General features: G+C 70.0%; 14 protein-coding genes. 10 read left to right on the plus strand and 4 right to left on the minus strand.

Translation table 11 applies throughout. The annotated features are described in order from the left end of the window. The first annotated feature begins 249 nt into the window (after positions 1 to 249). Complete coding sequence (locus tag AB0D12_RS12185; protein WP_362680128.1) at positions 250 to 594, plus strand: DUF3817 domain-containing protein; 345 nt, start codon at positions 250 to 252, stop codon at positions 592 to 594. Beyond that, the gene (locus AB0D12_RS12190; RefSeq protein WP_327326139.1) at positions 591 to 884 is read left to right on the plus strand and encodes an MTH1187 family thiamine-binding protein; all 294 of its coding nucleotides are present in this window, start codon (positions 591 to 593) and stop codon (positions 882 to 884) included. Before AB0D12_RS12185 ends, AB0D12_RS12190 begins: the two co-directional genes overlap by 4 nt. Before the next feature lie 37 nt (positions 885 to 921). On the opposite strand, the gene AB0D12_RS12195 is transcribed toward AB0D12_RS12190, so the two are convergent. Then, complete coding sequence (locus AB0D12_RS12195; protein ID WP_362680132.1) at positions 922 to 1,914, minus strand: DUF5937 family protein; 993 nt, start codon at positions 1,912 to 1,914, stop codon at positions 922 to 924. A gap of 72 nt (positions 1,915 to 1,986) precedes the next feature. Between AB0D12_RS12195 and AB0D12_RS12200 the strand changes: the two genes are divergently transcribed. From AB0D12_RS12200 to AB0D12_RS12215, 4 genes are all read left to right on the plus strand, one after another. Beyond that, positions 1,987 to 3,471, plus strand: a complete 1,485-nt coding sequence (locus AB0D12_RS12200; RefSeq protein WP_362680135.1) for an MFS transporter — start codon at positions 1,987 to 1,989, stop codon at positions 3,469 to 3,471. Between the two features lie 9 nt (positions 3,472 to 3,480). Further along, positions 3,481 to 3,990 (plus strand): MarR family transcriptional regulator, encoded by a 510-nt coding sequence (locus tag AB0D12_RS12205; protein ID WP_362680138.1) that lies wholly within the window; start codon positions 3,481 to 3,483, stop codon positions 3,988 to 3,990. Positions 3,991 to 4,042: 52 nt separating this feature from the next. Further along, a complete protein-coding gene (locus AB0D12_RS12210; protein WP_362680141.1) occupies positions 4,043 to 4,369 on the plus strand; it encodes a DUF3817 domain-containing protein in 327 nt (108 codons plus the stop codon). Between the two features lie 74 nt (positions 4,370 to 4,443). After that, a complete protein-coding gene (locus AB0D12_RS12215) occupies positions 4,444 to 6,144 on the plus strand; it encodes a methylmalonyl-CoA mutase family protein (protein ID WP_362680144.1) in 1,701 nt (566 codons plus the stop codon). Between the two features lie 140 nt (positions 6,145 to 6,284). Here the strand turns inward: AB0D12_RS12215 and AB0D12_RS12220 are convergent, their stop codons facing one another. Further along, positions 6,285 to 7,667 carry a HAMP domain-containing sensor histidine kinase gene (locus AB0D12_RS12220; RefSeq protein ID WP_362680147.1) on the minus strand — a complete coding sequence of 461 codons (1,383 nt, stop codon included), beginning with the start codon at positions 7,665 to 7,667 and terminating at the stop codon, positions 6,285 to 6,287. Continuing rightward, positions 7,667 to 8,344 (minus strand): response regulator transcription factor, encoded by a 678-nt coding sequence (locus tag AB0D12_RS12225; RefSeq protein ID WP_362680150.1) that lies wholly within the window; start codon positions 8,342 to 8,344, stop codon positions 7,667 to 7,669. The genes AB0D12_RS12220 and AB0D12_RS12225 overlap by 1 nt, the downstream gene beginning before the upstream one ends. Positions 8,345 to 8,407: 63 nt before the next feature. On the opposite strand from AB0D12_RS12225, the gene AB0D12_RS12230 reads away from it, so the two are divergent. Together AB0D12_RS12230 and AB0D12_RS12235 are read left to right on the plus strand one after the other, a co-directional pair. Continuing rightward, positions 8,408 to 9,565, plus strand: a complete 1,158-nt coding sequence (locus tag AB0D12_RS12230) for a UDP-N-acetylglucosamine--N-acetylmuramyl-(pentapeptide) pyrophosphoryl-undecaprenol N-acetylglucosamine transferase (protein WP_362680153.1) — start codon at positions 8,408 to 8,410, stop codon at positions 9,563 to 9,565. After that, complete coding sequence (locus tag AB0D12_RS12235) at positions 9,562 to 10,557, plus strand: GDP-mannose 4,6-dehydratase (RefSeq protein ID WP_362680156.1); 996 nt, start codon at positions 9,562 to 9,564, stop codon at positions 10,555 to 10,557. The genes AB0D12_RS12230 and AB0D12_RS12235 overlap by 4 nt, the downstream gene beginning before the upstream one ends. A 72-nt stretch (positions 10,558 to 10,629) precedes the next feature. Here the strand turns inward: AB0D12_RS12235 and AB0D12_RS12240 are convergent, their stop codons facing one another. Continuing rightward, positions 10,630 to 11,265, minus strand: a complete 636-nt coding sequence (locus tag AB0D12_RS12240) for a TetR/AcrR family transcriptional regulator (RefSeq protein ID WP_362680160.1) — start codon at positions 11,263 to 11,265, stop codon at positions 10,630 to 10,632. 240 nt (positions 11,266 to 11,505) lie between these two features. Here AB0D12_RS12240 and AB0D12_RS12245 point away from each other — a divergent pair, with 240 nt between their 5' ends. Further along, positions 11,506 to 12,483 (plus strand): tetratricopeptide repeat protein, encoded by a 978-nt coding sequence (locus AB0D12_RS12245; RefSeq protein ID WP_362680162.1) that lies wholly within the window; start codon positions 11,506 to 11,508, stop codon positions 12,481 to 12,483. A 654-nt stretch (positions 12,484 to 13,137) separates the two neighbouring features. Then, on the plus strand, positions 13,138 to 13,794 hold the full coding sequence (locus tag AB0D12_RS12250) for a DUF6230 family protein (RefSeq protein WP_362680165.1): 657 nt from the start codon (positions 13,138 to 13,140) through the stop codon (positions 13,792 to 13,794). Positions 13,795 to 13,870: the final 76 nt, after the last annotated feature.

The following is a 13,870-nucleotide window of genomic DNA, read 5'->3' on the forward strand; positions in this document are numbered from 1 at the left end:
TGCCACGGAGCGACGTTAGCCGCCGGTGCGCTGCGCGAACAGGTCCTTTGGGAGGATCCGGACCCTGATATGGACCCGGATGCCGTGTTTTCCCGGGGGCACCCCGGACCCCGACGCTGTGTTGTGCCGGGGACACCGCCCCCAGGGAGGCACCCCGGACCCCGGGTTGGCGGAGATGGCTGCCACAATGGGGGAGCGCTTGTGAGCGCGTTCACAAGACCAACGACCCCCCTCCCAGAAGGTGCCTCCGTGGACATCAAGACCGCCTCGTCCCTCCACCGCCTCCGTCTGGTCTCCGCGCCGGAGGCCGTCTCCTTCCTCCTGCTGCTGGTCTGCTCGGTGCTCAAGCGCACAACGGAGTTCAACGCGGTTCCGGTGATGGGCGCGATCCACGGCGTGCTCTTCATCCTGTACGTGATCTTCTGGCTGGACGCCTGGAACCGCACCAAGTGGCACGCGAAGACCGCGGCCTTCTACTTCGTGCTCTCCGTGCTCCCCTTCGGCGGCTTCTTCGCCGAGCGCAAGCTCAAGCGCGCCGCCGAGGACGAGGTCATCGCCTCCCGCGCCCGCCGCAAGAGCGCGGTGGAGGCATGATCGTCGCCTTCTCCGTCACCCCATTGGGCGTGGGCGAGGATGTCGGTGAGTATGTCGCCGACGCCGTCCGGGTCGTCCGCGAATCCGGCCTGCCCAACCGCACCGACGCGATGTTCACCTCGATCGAGGGTGACTGGGACGAGGTGATGGACGTCGTCAAGCGTGCCGTCGCCGCGGTCGAGGCCCGCGCGCCGCGCGTCTCCGTCGTCCTCAAGGCCGATATCCGACCCGGCGTGACCGACGGTCTCCACTCCAAAGTCGAGACCGTCGAACGGCACCTCTCCGTCTGAAACCACTCAGATCCCGGAACCGCTCGCCCGGACGCCTTCATCGCGCCCCGGGGTGCGACACCGCGAGCGCGATGCCCAACGGCGTTCGCTCGTACAGCACCTGGTGGCCGTAGCGGTGGGCGGTCAGCAGCCCCGCGTCGCGCAGCACCGACAGATGCGCGGATACGGAGGACGGCGCGAGGCCCAGGAGATGCGCGAGCGCGGTCGTCCCGGCGGGTTCGTCGAGCGCGAGGAACACGGCGGCGCGCTTGGCGCCGAGCAGGCGGGCCAGCGCCTCGGGCGCAGAGCCCGCGGGCTGTGCCCACAGGGCGCCGATACCGCGTGCGGGGTAGGCGACGGTCGGCTGCCAGGGCGGTTCGAATCCGGTCACTACGTCGGGCCAGCAGAAGACGCTGGGCAGCAGCATGAGGCCCTGGCCGCCGAGGTCGCGTACATGGTCACCGGGCGTGGCCAGGGTCAGAGTGCTGTCGGCCCAGCGCAGCCTGGGGTGGAGATCGGCGAACAGCCCCTCGAGGCCGGTCTCCGCCAACCGCCGCGAATGGAACGCCACATCGGCCTCGAGAAGAGCTCGCAGCCGCGGCCAGTCCGGCTCGACGAGTGCGTGCCAGGCGCACTCCATGGCGTCGGCGAGGTCCTGGACGGCCCGCTCGGGATCGGCGACGAGGGCCCGTCCCTGCGGTGAGTCCGATGCCCCCGGGGTGCAGGAAAGCGCCCACGCCATGTCGTGCCGCGCGGCCTCGGGATCCGCGCGGCGTACGGCGGCGATCTCCTCCTCGAAGGAGGCGGCGGGCCCGATGGGCGGCGGCCCGAGAAAGTCCGGGCTGTGCCCGCGCTGCGGCATCAGTAGCCACAGGGCGGTGAGATCGAGCCTGTCGGCGGCCTGGCGTATCCGGCGCAGCCAGGGCAGGTGATAGCCGTGCCGGTCGGGGCGCTTGAGGATGCGTACGGCGCTCTGAGTCTCCCAGAGGGGGGAGACGGCGAACCGGATCCGCAGCAGATCGGCTTCGCCGAAGTGCATGTAGGACGGCATGATCACCCCGGAAGATTCGGCTGCTGCCGAAAGTCTAGAGCCGGCCGGGAGGGCATAGGCAGGCTGTCGGCCATGCCGAAAGAGAACCTCACGGAGGACCCGCCGCTGCCGCCCCCCGAGGGCGGCCCCCGCCCCGGCGCCGCCGGGCCGGACGGCGGCGTGCCCGGAGCAGTCGTCTCCGCCCCGCCCGAGGCGGGGGTACCCGGACCGGGTGGCGCTGCCGCGCCGGATGGCGAGGGCTTTGCCCTGCCGGAAACGGTCGCGCCCCGCACCAGTCCCGCGAAGGCCGAGCACCCCGCCCGCGACGGGAGTTCGCGGCACCCGAGCGCCGACGCCGGCTCCGGCTATCGGGCCGTGTTCCAGGTGCGCGAGTTCCGCGCCGTATTCGTCGCACACCTCATGTCGCTCCTCGGCGTCGTCGTCAGCGAGATCGCGCTCACCGTCCTCGTCTACCGGCTCACCGCGTCGCCCCTGCTCAGCTCCCTCACCTTCGCGCTCGGGTTTCTGCCCTACCTCGTCGGCGGGACCCTGCTCGCCGGGGTCGCCGACAAGTACCCGGCCCGGCGGGTGCTCGTGGTGTGCGATCTCCTCTGTGCCGCGTGCGCCGCCGCCATGGTGCTGCCCGTGACGCCCGTCGCCGCGCTGCTCGTACTGCGCTGCTTCATCGCCGCGATCTCACCCGTCTTCAACGGCACCCGCACGGCGACCCTCGCCGACATCCTCGGCGACGGCGACCTCTTCGTTCTGGGCCGCTCATTGCTGCGCATCGTGTCGCAGAGCGCCGTGCTCACCGGGTTCGGGCTCGGCGGGCTGCTGCTGGCAGTGGTGTCCCCGCGCGGCGCCCTCACCGTCACCGTGTGCACGTTCGTGGGCTCGGCGCTGCTCCTCCGCTTCGGTACGAAGAGGCGCCCGGCCAGAGGCGGCGACAGCGGCGCCCTGCTGCGGTCCTCGCTCTCCGGCGCGCGGCAGATCTTCGCCGACCGCCGGCTCCGTGTGCTGATGCTGCTCTTCTGGGTGCCGCCCATGTTCAGCGTCGCGCCGGAGGTTCTCGCCACCCCGTACGCGGACGAGATCGGCATCGGCCCGGCCGGTCTCGGGCTGCTCATGTGCGCGCTGCCGGTCGGCACGATCGCCGGTGAGCTGTACGCCGGCTCCGTGCTCGGCCCCGCCACCCGCGCCCGTATCGCCCTGCCGCTCGCCGCCGTCACCCTGCTGCCATTCCTCGCCTACGTCCTCACACCCGGTCTCGGCTGGGCGCTGCTCGTGCTCGTGGCCGCCGGCGCCGGCTCCGCGTACACCCTGGGAGTCGACCGATGGTTCATCGAGGCTGTCCCCGAGGAACTGCGCGGCCGGGCCATGACCCTGCTCACCGCCGGGCTGATGACGATCCAGGGCGTCGGCATGGCGCTGGCCGGGTTCGCGGCGGAGTTCTTCTCCGTGAGTACGGTGGTCGCCGGGGCCGGGGCCGTCGGAACCCTCAGCTGTCTGCTGCTGGTCGCCGAGGCCGGAAAGACCGAAGTGCGAGACGGGGCTGACCGCCATATGGCCAGTCGGTAGGGTCGGTGCGTGCCCAAGCCGCTCAGTCTCCCCTTCGATCCCATCGCCCGAGCCGACGAGCTCTGGCAGCAGCGATGGGGTCCCGTGCCCTCGATGGCCGCGATCACCTCGATCATGCGCGCGCACCAGATCCTGCTCGCCGAGGTCGACGCCGTCGTCAAGCCGTACGGACTGACCTTCGCGCGGTACGAGGCGCTGGTGCTGCTCACCTTCTCCAAGGCCGGTGAACTGCCGATGTCCAAGATCGGCGAGCGGCTGATGGTCCACCCGACCTCGGTGACGAACACGGTGGACCGGCTGGTGAGGTCCGGTCTCGTCGACAAGCGGCCCAATCCGAACGACGGGCGCGGCACGCTCGCCTCCATCACCGAGAAGGGCCGGGAGGTCGTGGAGGCGGCCACTCGCGAGCTGATGGAGATGGACTTCGGGCTCGGCGCGTACGACGCGGAGGAGTGCGGGGAGATCTTCGCGATGCTCAGGCCCTTGCGGGTGGCGGCGCGGGATTTCGACGAGAAGTAATCCACACGACCCGGGCGAAGATCGGCCTTTGCGCCCGGTTACGCTCGTAGCCATGAAACAAAGCGTGCTGTCCCGTTACCGGGTGATGGCGTACGTCACCGCCGTATGGCTGCTGGTCTTCACCGCGGCGATCATCGCGAAGTACGGGTTCGAGGTCGGCGACACCATGCTGATCTCGCAGATCCACGGTGTGCTGTTCATCATCTACGTGATCTTCGCCTTCGATCTCGGCTCCAAGGCGAAGTGGCCGTTCGGCAAGCTGCTCTGGGTGCTGGCCGCCGGCTGCATCCCCGTGGCCTCCTTCTTCGTCGAGCCGAAGATCACCCGCGAGATCCGGCCGCTGACCGTGGACGGCAGCGCGGCGACCGCCAAGGCGTAACAGACACGGCCGCGAGCAAGGCTCGTGGCCGTCTGCCATCGACATTTACTAGGACGTCCTAGTAAATTCAGAGTATGGACGCAGACGCCATCGAGGAAGGCCGCCGACGCTGGCAGGCCCGTTACGACAAGGCCCGCAAGCGGGACGCGGACTTCACCACGCTCTCCGGTGACCCGGTCGAGCCCGTCTACGGGCCCCGGCCCGGGGACACCTACGACGGCTTCGAGCGGATCGGCTGGCCCGGGGAGTACCCCTTCACCCGCGGGCTCTACCCGACCGGCTACCGCGGCCGCACCTGGACCATCCGCCAGTTCGCCGGCTTCGGCAATGCCGAGCAGACCAACGAGCGCTACAAAATGATCCTGGCCAACGGCGGCGGCGGGCTCTCCGTCGCCTTCGACATGCCGACGCTCATGGGCCGCGACTCCGACGACCCGCGCTCGCTCGGCGAGGTCGGCCACTGTGGCGTCGCCATCGACTCCGCCGCCGACATGGAGGTCCTCTTCCAGGACATCCCGCTCGGTGATGTGACGACCTCGATGACCATCAGCGGGCCGGCGGTCCCGGTCTTCTGCATGTATCTCGTCGCCGCCGAGCGCCAGGGCATCGACCCGGCCGTGCTCAACGGCACGCTGCAGACCGACATCTTCAAGGAGTACATCGCGCAGAAGGAGTGGCTCTTCCAGCCCGAGCCGCATCTGCGCCTGATCGGCGACCTGATGGAGCACTGCGCGCAGGGCATTCCCGCGTACAAGCCGCTGTCGGTCTCCGGTTACCACATCCGCGAGGCCGGAGCGACGGCCGCGCAGGAGCTCGCGTACACGCTCGCCGACGGCTTCGGCTATGTCGAGCTGGGCCTGAGCCGCGGCCTGGACGTGGACACCTTCGCGCCCGGCCTCTCCTTCTTCTTCGACGCGCACCTCGACTTCTTCGAGGAGATCGCCAAGTTCCGGGCAGCTCGTAGGATCTGGGCGCGCTGGATGAAGGAGGAGTACGGCGCACAGACCGACAAGGCGCAGTGGCTCCGCTTCCACACCCAGACCGCGGGTGTCTCGCTCACCGCGCAGCAGCCGTACAACAACGTCGTACGCACCGCGGTCGAGGCGCTCTCCGCGGTCCTCGGCGGCACCAACTCCCTGCACACCAACGCCCTGGACGAGACCCTCGCCCTGCCGAGCGCGCAGGCCGCGGAGATCGCGCTGCGTACCCAGCAGGTGCTGATGGAGGAGACCGGCGTCGCCAATGTCGCCGACCCGCTCGGCGGCTCCTGGTACGTCGAGCAGCTCACCGACCGTATCGAGGCCGACGCCGAGAAGATCTTCGACCAGATCAAGGAACGCGGTCGGCGCGCACACGCGGACGGCAAGCACCCCATCGGCCCGATCACCTCCGGCATTCTGCGCGGTATCGAGGACGGCTGGTTCACCGGCGAGATCGCCGAGTCCGCCTTCCGCTACCAGCAGTCCCTGGAGAAGGGCGACAAGCGGGTCGTGGGCGTCAACGTCCACCACGGCTCGGTCACCGGCGACTTGGAGATCCTGCGGGTCAGCCATGAGGTCGAGCGCGATCAGGTACGGGTCCTGGCGGACCGTAGGGCCGGCCGCGACGACGCCCGCGTACGGTCCTCGCTGGACGCGATGCTGACCGCCGCGCGGGACGGCTCGAACATGATCGCGCCGATGCTGGACGCCGTGCGTGCGGAGGCGACGCTGGGCGAGATCTGCGACGCGCTGCGGGACGAGTGGGGCACGTACACGGAGCCGCCGGGCTTCTGACCCGGTGGGGTTCCCGTAACTGGGGCAAGCCCCCAGACCCCTGGAGGGCGGCCGGGGGTGTCCTCAATCGCCGGAGGGGCTGCAATGCAGCCTCGCCGGCGATTGAGGCGCGGGGCCTGGGGCCCGGGGCGGAGCCCCAGTTACCCAGGGAAGGTCAGCCGGAACCGCGCCCCGCCCCCCTGCGCCGCCTCCGCCGTCAGCTCCGCGCCGTGCGCACGGGCGATCTGGCGAGCCATCGCCAGGCCCAGTCCCGAGCCGGGCAGCGCGCGGGCGGTCTCCGCGCGGTAGAAGCGGTCGAAGACGTACGGAAGGTCGTCGGGCGCGATCCCCGGGCCGTGATCCCGCACCGTCAACTCCCTTGAGCTGAAGGCGACTTCGACGGGGTCGCCCGGCGGGCTGAACTTGGCCGCGTTGTCCAGCAGATTCGTCAGCAGGCGCGACAGCCGCGAGGGCACGCCGGGCAGCGCAAAACCCGCCGCCGCGTCGTCGACGTACAGCGTGAAGACGATCCGCGGCCAGTGGGCGTGGGCCATCTCGACCGCGTGCTCGGTGAGGGCGGCGACGCGGACCGTTTCGAGGAGCGGCTGAGGCTCCTCGTCCCTGGCGAGTTCGATCAAGTCGTTGACCATGCCGGTGACTTCGCGCAGCTGGCGAGTGAGGGCAGTGGACGCGCGGGTGCGCTGCGCCTCGGTGAGGCGGTCGGCGCGGGCGAGCAGTTCCGCGTTGGTGCGCAGCGCCGTCAGCGGCGTACGGAGCTCATGCGAGGCGTCGGCGACCAGCCGGCGCTGCGCGGTGACCGACTGCTCCAGCTCGCCGAGCATCGTGTTGAACGAGCCGGCCAGCCGGGTCACCTCGTCCTCCCGGTCCGGGGGACCCGCAGGGAGTTCGATGCGGTGACGCGGATCGCGGGTCGCCGCGATGCGCTCGGCGGTGGCGGTGAGCCGGGCCACGGGAGCAAGGCCGGTACGTGACACCCAGTATCCCAGCAGGCCCGCGAGCAGCACGCCCGCGGCGCCCGCGCCCGCGAGCAGCCAGGCCGCCTGGCGTACGCCCCTCTCGACCGTGTCCGCGCGGAGCGCGACCTGAAGGGCCTCGCCCCGGCCGAAGTTGGTCGTCAGCATCCGCATCGGATGCCCGAAGAGGGTGACGTTGGTGAAGTACGGGTCGCGTTCCCCGGCGGCGACCTCCCGCACGGGCGGGCTGACCGGGAGGAAATAGGGCTTCGCGGGGTCCTTCGCCGGAGCCGCGGGGACGATCTGCGCGCAGGCCGGTGCCGACAGAAATCGGCACTCGCCCGCCACCGTCCCGGGGCCCTCGTCGCGGTTCTGCTGGGTGACCAGCGTCGCCGACTGCGTCAGACTCAGATCGAGCTGGTGGTACAGCTCGTAACGGATCACGAAGAACGCGGCCGTGCAGATGCCCACCGCGACCAGCGCGACGGCCGCGGACGCGGCGAGCGCCAGCCGCGTACGCAGCGGCCGGTGCCTGCGCCAGCGAGCGCCCAGCCTGCGCCGCGCGCTCATCACACATCCAGCCGGTAGCCGACGCCGTGGACCGTGTGGACCAGACGCGGCTCACCGCCCGCCTCCAGCTTGCGGCGCAGATAACCGACGTACACGGCAAGGGAGTTGGAGTCGGGACCGAAGTCCTGTCCCCACACCAGCTCCAGGATCAGCTCGCGGGGCAGCACCTGCCCGGGATGGCGCAGCAGCAGTTCGAGCAGGGTGAACTCGGTACGGCTGAACTCCAGTGACCGGCCGCCCCGGCTGCCCGTGCGGGTGTCGGGATCCACGGTCAGATCGGCGAAGGAGAGCGCGCCGGACTCCTCGGGCAGAGGAGCGGCGCGCCGCAGCAACGCCCGTACGCGTGCGGTCAGTTCGTCCAGCGCGAAAGGCTTCACCAGATAGTCGTCGGCACCCGCGTCCAGGCCGTCGACACGCTCGCTGACCGAGTCCAGCGCGGTCAGTACGAGTACCGGCGTACGGTCCTCCATCGCCCGCAGCCGACGGCAGAAGGCGAGCCCGTCGAGCACCGGCATCATCACATCGAGCACGATCGCGTCCGGCTGCCACGACGCCACGGCGGAGAGTGCCGCGAGACCGTCGCCCGCGCCGCGCACCTCGTAGCCCTCGACGGTCAGCCCGTCCTCGACCGCGGCGCGCACTTCCGGCTCGTCGTCGACAACCAGGATCTTCGTCATGGGCAAAGACTGCCAAACCATGGTCTTAGAACCCTCTTAAGGGGTTTCGCGAGCGTGGCCGTCATGCGCACATCACTGGGCACACCACCCCGCACACCACTCTCCGTCGTGATCGGTGCGGGCGGCACCGGCGGCCATATCTACCCCGGGCTCGCGCTCGCCGACGCACTGCGCCGGGCCGTCCCCGACGCGGTGATCTCCTTCGTCGGTACGACGCGCGGCCTGGAGACCGAACTGATCCCGGCCGCCGGCCACCGCCTCCACACCGTCGACATGATCCCCTTCGACCCCGCCCTCGGCGCCAGGCGCTATCTGCTGCCCGCGGCCCTGCTGCGGTCCGGTGCCCAGTGCCGGGCGATCCTGCGCGAGCAGCGGGCGCAGATCGCCGTGGGCATGGGCGGCTACCCGAGCGCGCCCGTCATCCTCGGCGCGCGGATGGCCGGGCTGCCGAGCGTGATCCACGAGTCCAACGCCGTACCGGGCCGGGCCAACCAGTTCGCCGCCCGCCTCACGCCGCACATGGCCGTCGCCTTCGACCGCAGCCGCGCCCATCTCGCGGGCGGCGAGAATGCCCTCACCACCGGAATGCCGATCGCCGCGCCGATCGCCCGTCTGGACCGGCCCGGGGTGCGCGCAGAGGCCCGCAGAGTCCTCTCGGTACCCCAGGACGCCAGGCTCGTCCTGGTCAACGGCGGCAGCCTGGGCGCGGCCCGGCTCACCGAGGCCGCTGTCGGGCTCGCGGACCGCTGGCGGGAGCGGCCCGGCGTACAGCTGCTGATCAAGACCGGGCCCGCGGCGCTGGACGAGACCCGCCGCCGGCTCGGCGACTCACCGGTGGCGCGCGCCGTCCCCTACCTGGACCGGATGGACCTCGCGTACGCGGCCGCCGACCTGGTCGTCTGCCGAGCCGGTTCCGCGACCGTCGCGGAACTGGCCACGGTCGGAGTGCCCGCCGTACTCGTCCCGTACCCGCACGCCCCCGGCGATCACCAGACCCACAACGCCCGGGTCCTCTCCGACGCGGGCGCCGGTCTCCTGCTCCCCGACGCGGAGACCACCGCCGACCGGCTCGCCGCTCTCGTCGAGCCACTGCTCGCCGACCCGGCCCGGCTCGCCGCGATGAGCGGCGCCGCCGACCCGGGCCCGCACGCCCAAGCCGCCGACCTGCTGGCGGCCCGGGTCCTTCAACTCGCCTCGCACACAAAGGAGTACGCAGCATGAGCAGCATGAACTGGCAGAACCGAACTGTCCTGGTCACCGGCGCCGAGGGCTTCATCGGCTCGACGCTCGTCGACCTGCTCGTCGAGCGCGGGGCGAAGGTCCGCGCCTTCGTCCACTACAAGCCGTACGCCGAGAAGGGATTCCTCGCCCATCACATCGGCGACCCCCGGGTCGAGATGATCGCGGGCGATGTGCGCGACGCGGGCCGGGTCATGGACGCAGTCGCCGGCTGCGACACGGTCTTCCATCTCGCCGCGCTGATCGGCATTCCGTACAGCTACGACTCACCCGGCGCGTACGTCCAGACGAATGTCGTCGGCACGGAGAACATCGCGGAGGCCTGCCGCCGCCATTCCGTACGCCGTCTTGTCCACACCTCGACGAGTGAGGTGTACGGAACCGCCCTCACCGCCCCCATCGGCGAGGACCACCCGCTGCAGCCGCAATCCCCGTACTCCGCATCGAAGATCGGCGCGGACATGATGGCGCTCTCGCACTGGCACGCCTTCGAGCTGCCGGTGACGGTCGTACGCCCCTTCAACACCTACGGGCCGAGGCAGTCCGCGCGTGCCGTGATCCCGGCGATCCTGGCCCAACTCCACGCCGGGGCACGGGAGATCAAGCTCGGCTCGCTCACCCCGACCCGCGACTTCACCTATGTCACGGACACGGCGCGCGGCTTTCTGGCGATGGCGGAGTGCGATCGTGCGGTGGGCGAGGTGGTCAACCTCGGGACGGGCTGTGAGATCACGATCGGGGAACTGGCGCAGGCCCTGATCGCCGCGTCGGGGCGGTCGGCGCAGGTGGTCGTCGACCCGGCGCGGCTGCGGCCGACCGGCAGTGAGGTGGAGCGGCTGCTGTCCGACAACACGCGGGCGGGGGAGTGGGCGGGCTGGCAGCCCGAGGTCTCGCTGGAGGAGGGCCTGAAGCACACGTCGGAGTGGATCGCGGAGAACCTGCACCTGTTCGCGACGGACCGCTACCAGGTCTGAATCGGCCGCTTCGGCTCTGCGCGAGGCCCGCCCTGCGCGAGGTCTGCTCAGCTCAGCTCAGCTCTGGTCTGCTCAGCTCTGCAGGGACCCGATCCCCGACACCAGCATCAGGGTGAAGCGACGCGCCCACTCCTCGTCCACCGGCTCCGCGCTCACCAGCGCCCGGTGCACCACCGCGCCCGCCACCACATCGAAGATCAGGTCCGTGTTGCGGGCTGCCTCCTCCGAGTCCTCCTCGTACGGCAGCTCGCCACGGGCCTGAGCGCGCTCCCGGCCCTCCACGACCAGGCGCTTCTGGCGGTCGACGATCGCCGAGCGGATCCGTACGCGCAGGGCGTCGTCGCTCGTCGACTCGGCGACCACGGCCATCAGCGCGGTCTTGGTCTCGGGCCGGTTCAGCAGCGCCGCGAACTGCAGCACCACGCCCTGTACATCGGCCGTCAGGCTGCCGCGGTCGGGTAGTTCGAGCTCGTCGAAGAGGACGGCGACGGCGTCGACGACGAGCTCGTTCTTGTTCGCCCAGCGGCGATAGAGGGTGGTCTTGGCGACCCCCGCGCGGGTGGCCACGTCCCCCATCGTCAGCTTCGACCAGCCCAGCTCGACGAGCGCCGCCCGGGTCGCGTCGAGGATCGCGGCGTCGGCCTCGGCGCTGCGGGGGCGTCCCGTACGACCCGTACGTACGGCTTTGGGGCGGGTGTGGCTGCACATGACGGCGACCATACCGGCGGGTAGGCGATCTGCTGTGAGGCAGTTCACCGGAGGTTTCTCACATGCGGGCAGACGCGGGAGAGTCGGTGCAGTTACGCTACGACTCGTAGCGAAAGCCTTGACCGGCTCAGCGACAACCACTGACACCGGGTGGGGACCCGGTGTCGAACATTTTGGCCAGTACAGCGGTCTCTTGGCCGTATTTTTCACATGCGCGGGCGGAAGGGGGAGGATGTACTCATGCAGCCTAGGAACATGTCCATGAGCGGCGTCGTCGACCTCGCCGCGGTGAAGGCGGCCGGTGAGGCCAAGGCGAAGGCGGAACAGGCGCGCGCCGAGACCGCCCGCCAGGGCGGCGGCGGTGCCGTAGCCCCTTCCAGCCTGGTGATCGACGTCGATGAGGCGGGCTTCGAGAGCGACGTCCTCCAGCGCTCCACCGAGGTCCCGGTCGTCATCGACTTCTGGGCCGAGTGGTGCGAGCCGTGCAAGCAACTCAGCCCGGTGCTGGAGCGACTGGCGCAGGAGTACAGCGGCCGGTTCGTCCTCGCCAAGATCGACGTCGACGCCAATCAGATGCTGATGCAGCAGTTCGGGATCCAGGGCATCCCGGCGGTCTTCGCGGTGGTGGCCGGCCAGGCGCTGCCGCTCTTCCAGGGCGCGGCGCCCGAGGCCCAGATCCGCGCCACCCTCGACCAGCTGATCCAGGTGGCCGAGGAGCGCTTCGGGCTGACCGGTATCGCCGTCGACCAGGACGCATCCGGCCCGGAGGCGGAGGCGGCCCCCGCCGCGGTGCCCGAGGGTCCGTACGACGCTCTGCTGGAAGCCGCCGTACAGGCGCTGGACGCGGGCGACTTCGGCGGTGCGGTCCAGGCGTACAAAAACGTCCTCTCCGACGATCCGGGCAATACGGAAGCGAAGCTGGGCCTCGCCCAGGCCGAACTCCTCGCCCGCGTGAAGGACATGGACCCGCAGAAGATCCGCCAGGAAGCGGCCGAGAACCCGACCGATGTGCAGGCGCAGATCGCCGCGGCCGACCTCGACCTGGTCGGCGGTCATGTCGAGGACGCGTTCGGCCGGCTCGTCGAGACGGTGCGCCGCACGGCGGGCGAGGACCGGGACGCGGCGCGGGTGCGGCTGCTCGAGCTCTTCGAGGTTGTCGGCCCGGACGATCCGCGGGTGACCGCGGCGCGTTCGGCGCTGGCGCGGGTGCTGTTCTGAGACATGTTTAAAGGTCCTGTACGGAACGTTCCGTTCCACCAGGTCTGAGGGTTTTACGGCGGCGGCGCCGATCAGGCGCCGCCGCCGCTTTGGCGACAAGGTGACAGAACGCGGTCGCGCTTTACCAAAACTTGGTAAACGGACGCGTTGTTACTCGCAGTAAATGAACCCGCTTGTTCTGTCCGCTTATTAGCGGCAATCCACCCTTCTGGCTGACCCCTTGACGGCACCCTGCGTTGCTGGGCGATATCAAGCGGTCGTTGCGTGGTTATCAGGCCGTTACTAGTGAGTAACGAACCCCCTTGTGTCGCGGCCGGGAATGGACCACGATCGGCCACGCTCGGTCCATTACCCCACCAGCCCGGCCTCCAGCCGTGCCGCGGGATCTTGGGTCCCCACCGGGTGGGCCGGCGGCAGTGGCGCCGGTCGCGGACAGGGGGGTTCCTGCCGAATGGCAGGGCCTGTCCGGCAGGTTGTGCGTGATCAGTCAGGCGCGACCAGTGGTTGTCGCTCGGGGGTGATCGCCGGTGTTTCGGACGCAGCTCGCGCCTGAAAGTACAGGCGCTCTCCTTCCCGAGGACGTAGCACTTCTCCCATCCCAGGACGGACACGAGAGTCCGGACCGGAGATGTACGTCCGAGAAGGAGGAAAGTCATGGAGTCAATGACTCGGGGCGGAACCAGATGGAAGCGGTTCGCGCTCGTCATGGTGCCCAGCGTGGCCGCAACGGCCGCGATAGGCGTCAGCCTGGCACAGGGCGCGCTCGCCGCGTCGTTCGCTGTGTCCGGCCAGGAGTTCAAGGTCACCGCCGGTAAGCTCGTCGGCCATGGGTTCGCCCAGTACGGCGGCGTCGACATGGGATACGCGGACCTGAAGGGTGACGGGAAGACCGCCCACCCTGTCGCGATCTCGAGCTTCAAGAACGCCTCGATCACCAACATGTGCCAGTCGGTCGTCACCGACGTGCCGTTCGTCGGCAAGGTCACGCTGAGGCTGACGGCGGGCGACAAGGGTACGGATGTCCAGGCGGACAAGCTCTACCTGGACGTGTCCGAGCTGGACGCGGACGCCAAGTTCGAGAACATCGACATCGGCGTAGCGGCCAAGGACACGGACAAGCCGGGCGTCGGCAAGGGCCCGGCTGTCAAGGACACTTCCATCCTGCCGAACGGCTTCGCTCAGCAGGCCGACGTGGCCACGCTGACCGGCGTCAAGCAAAAGGCGTGGGCGACCACTGCCGGCACCTTCGAGCTGAGCGGTTTGAGCATGCGTCTGCTCAAGGGCTCCGGCGACAAGGTCGAGTGCTACTGACGGTAGTCCCGTCCGGGCGGGCGGGTGAACTCTGGCAGCTTCGCCCGCCCGCCACTCTCTTCACACAGCAACGCCA

Source organism: Streptomyces sp. NPDC048479 (genome assembly GCF_040651435.1).
In the GTDB taxonomy this organism is placed as follows: domain Bacteria; phylum Actinomycetota; class Actinomycetes; order Streptomycetales; family Streptomycetaceae; genus Streptomyces.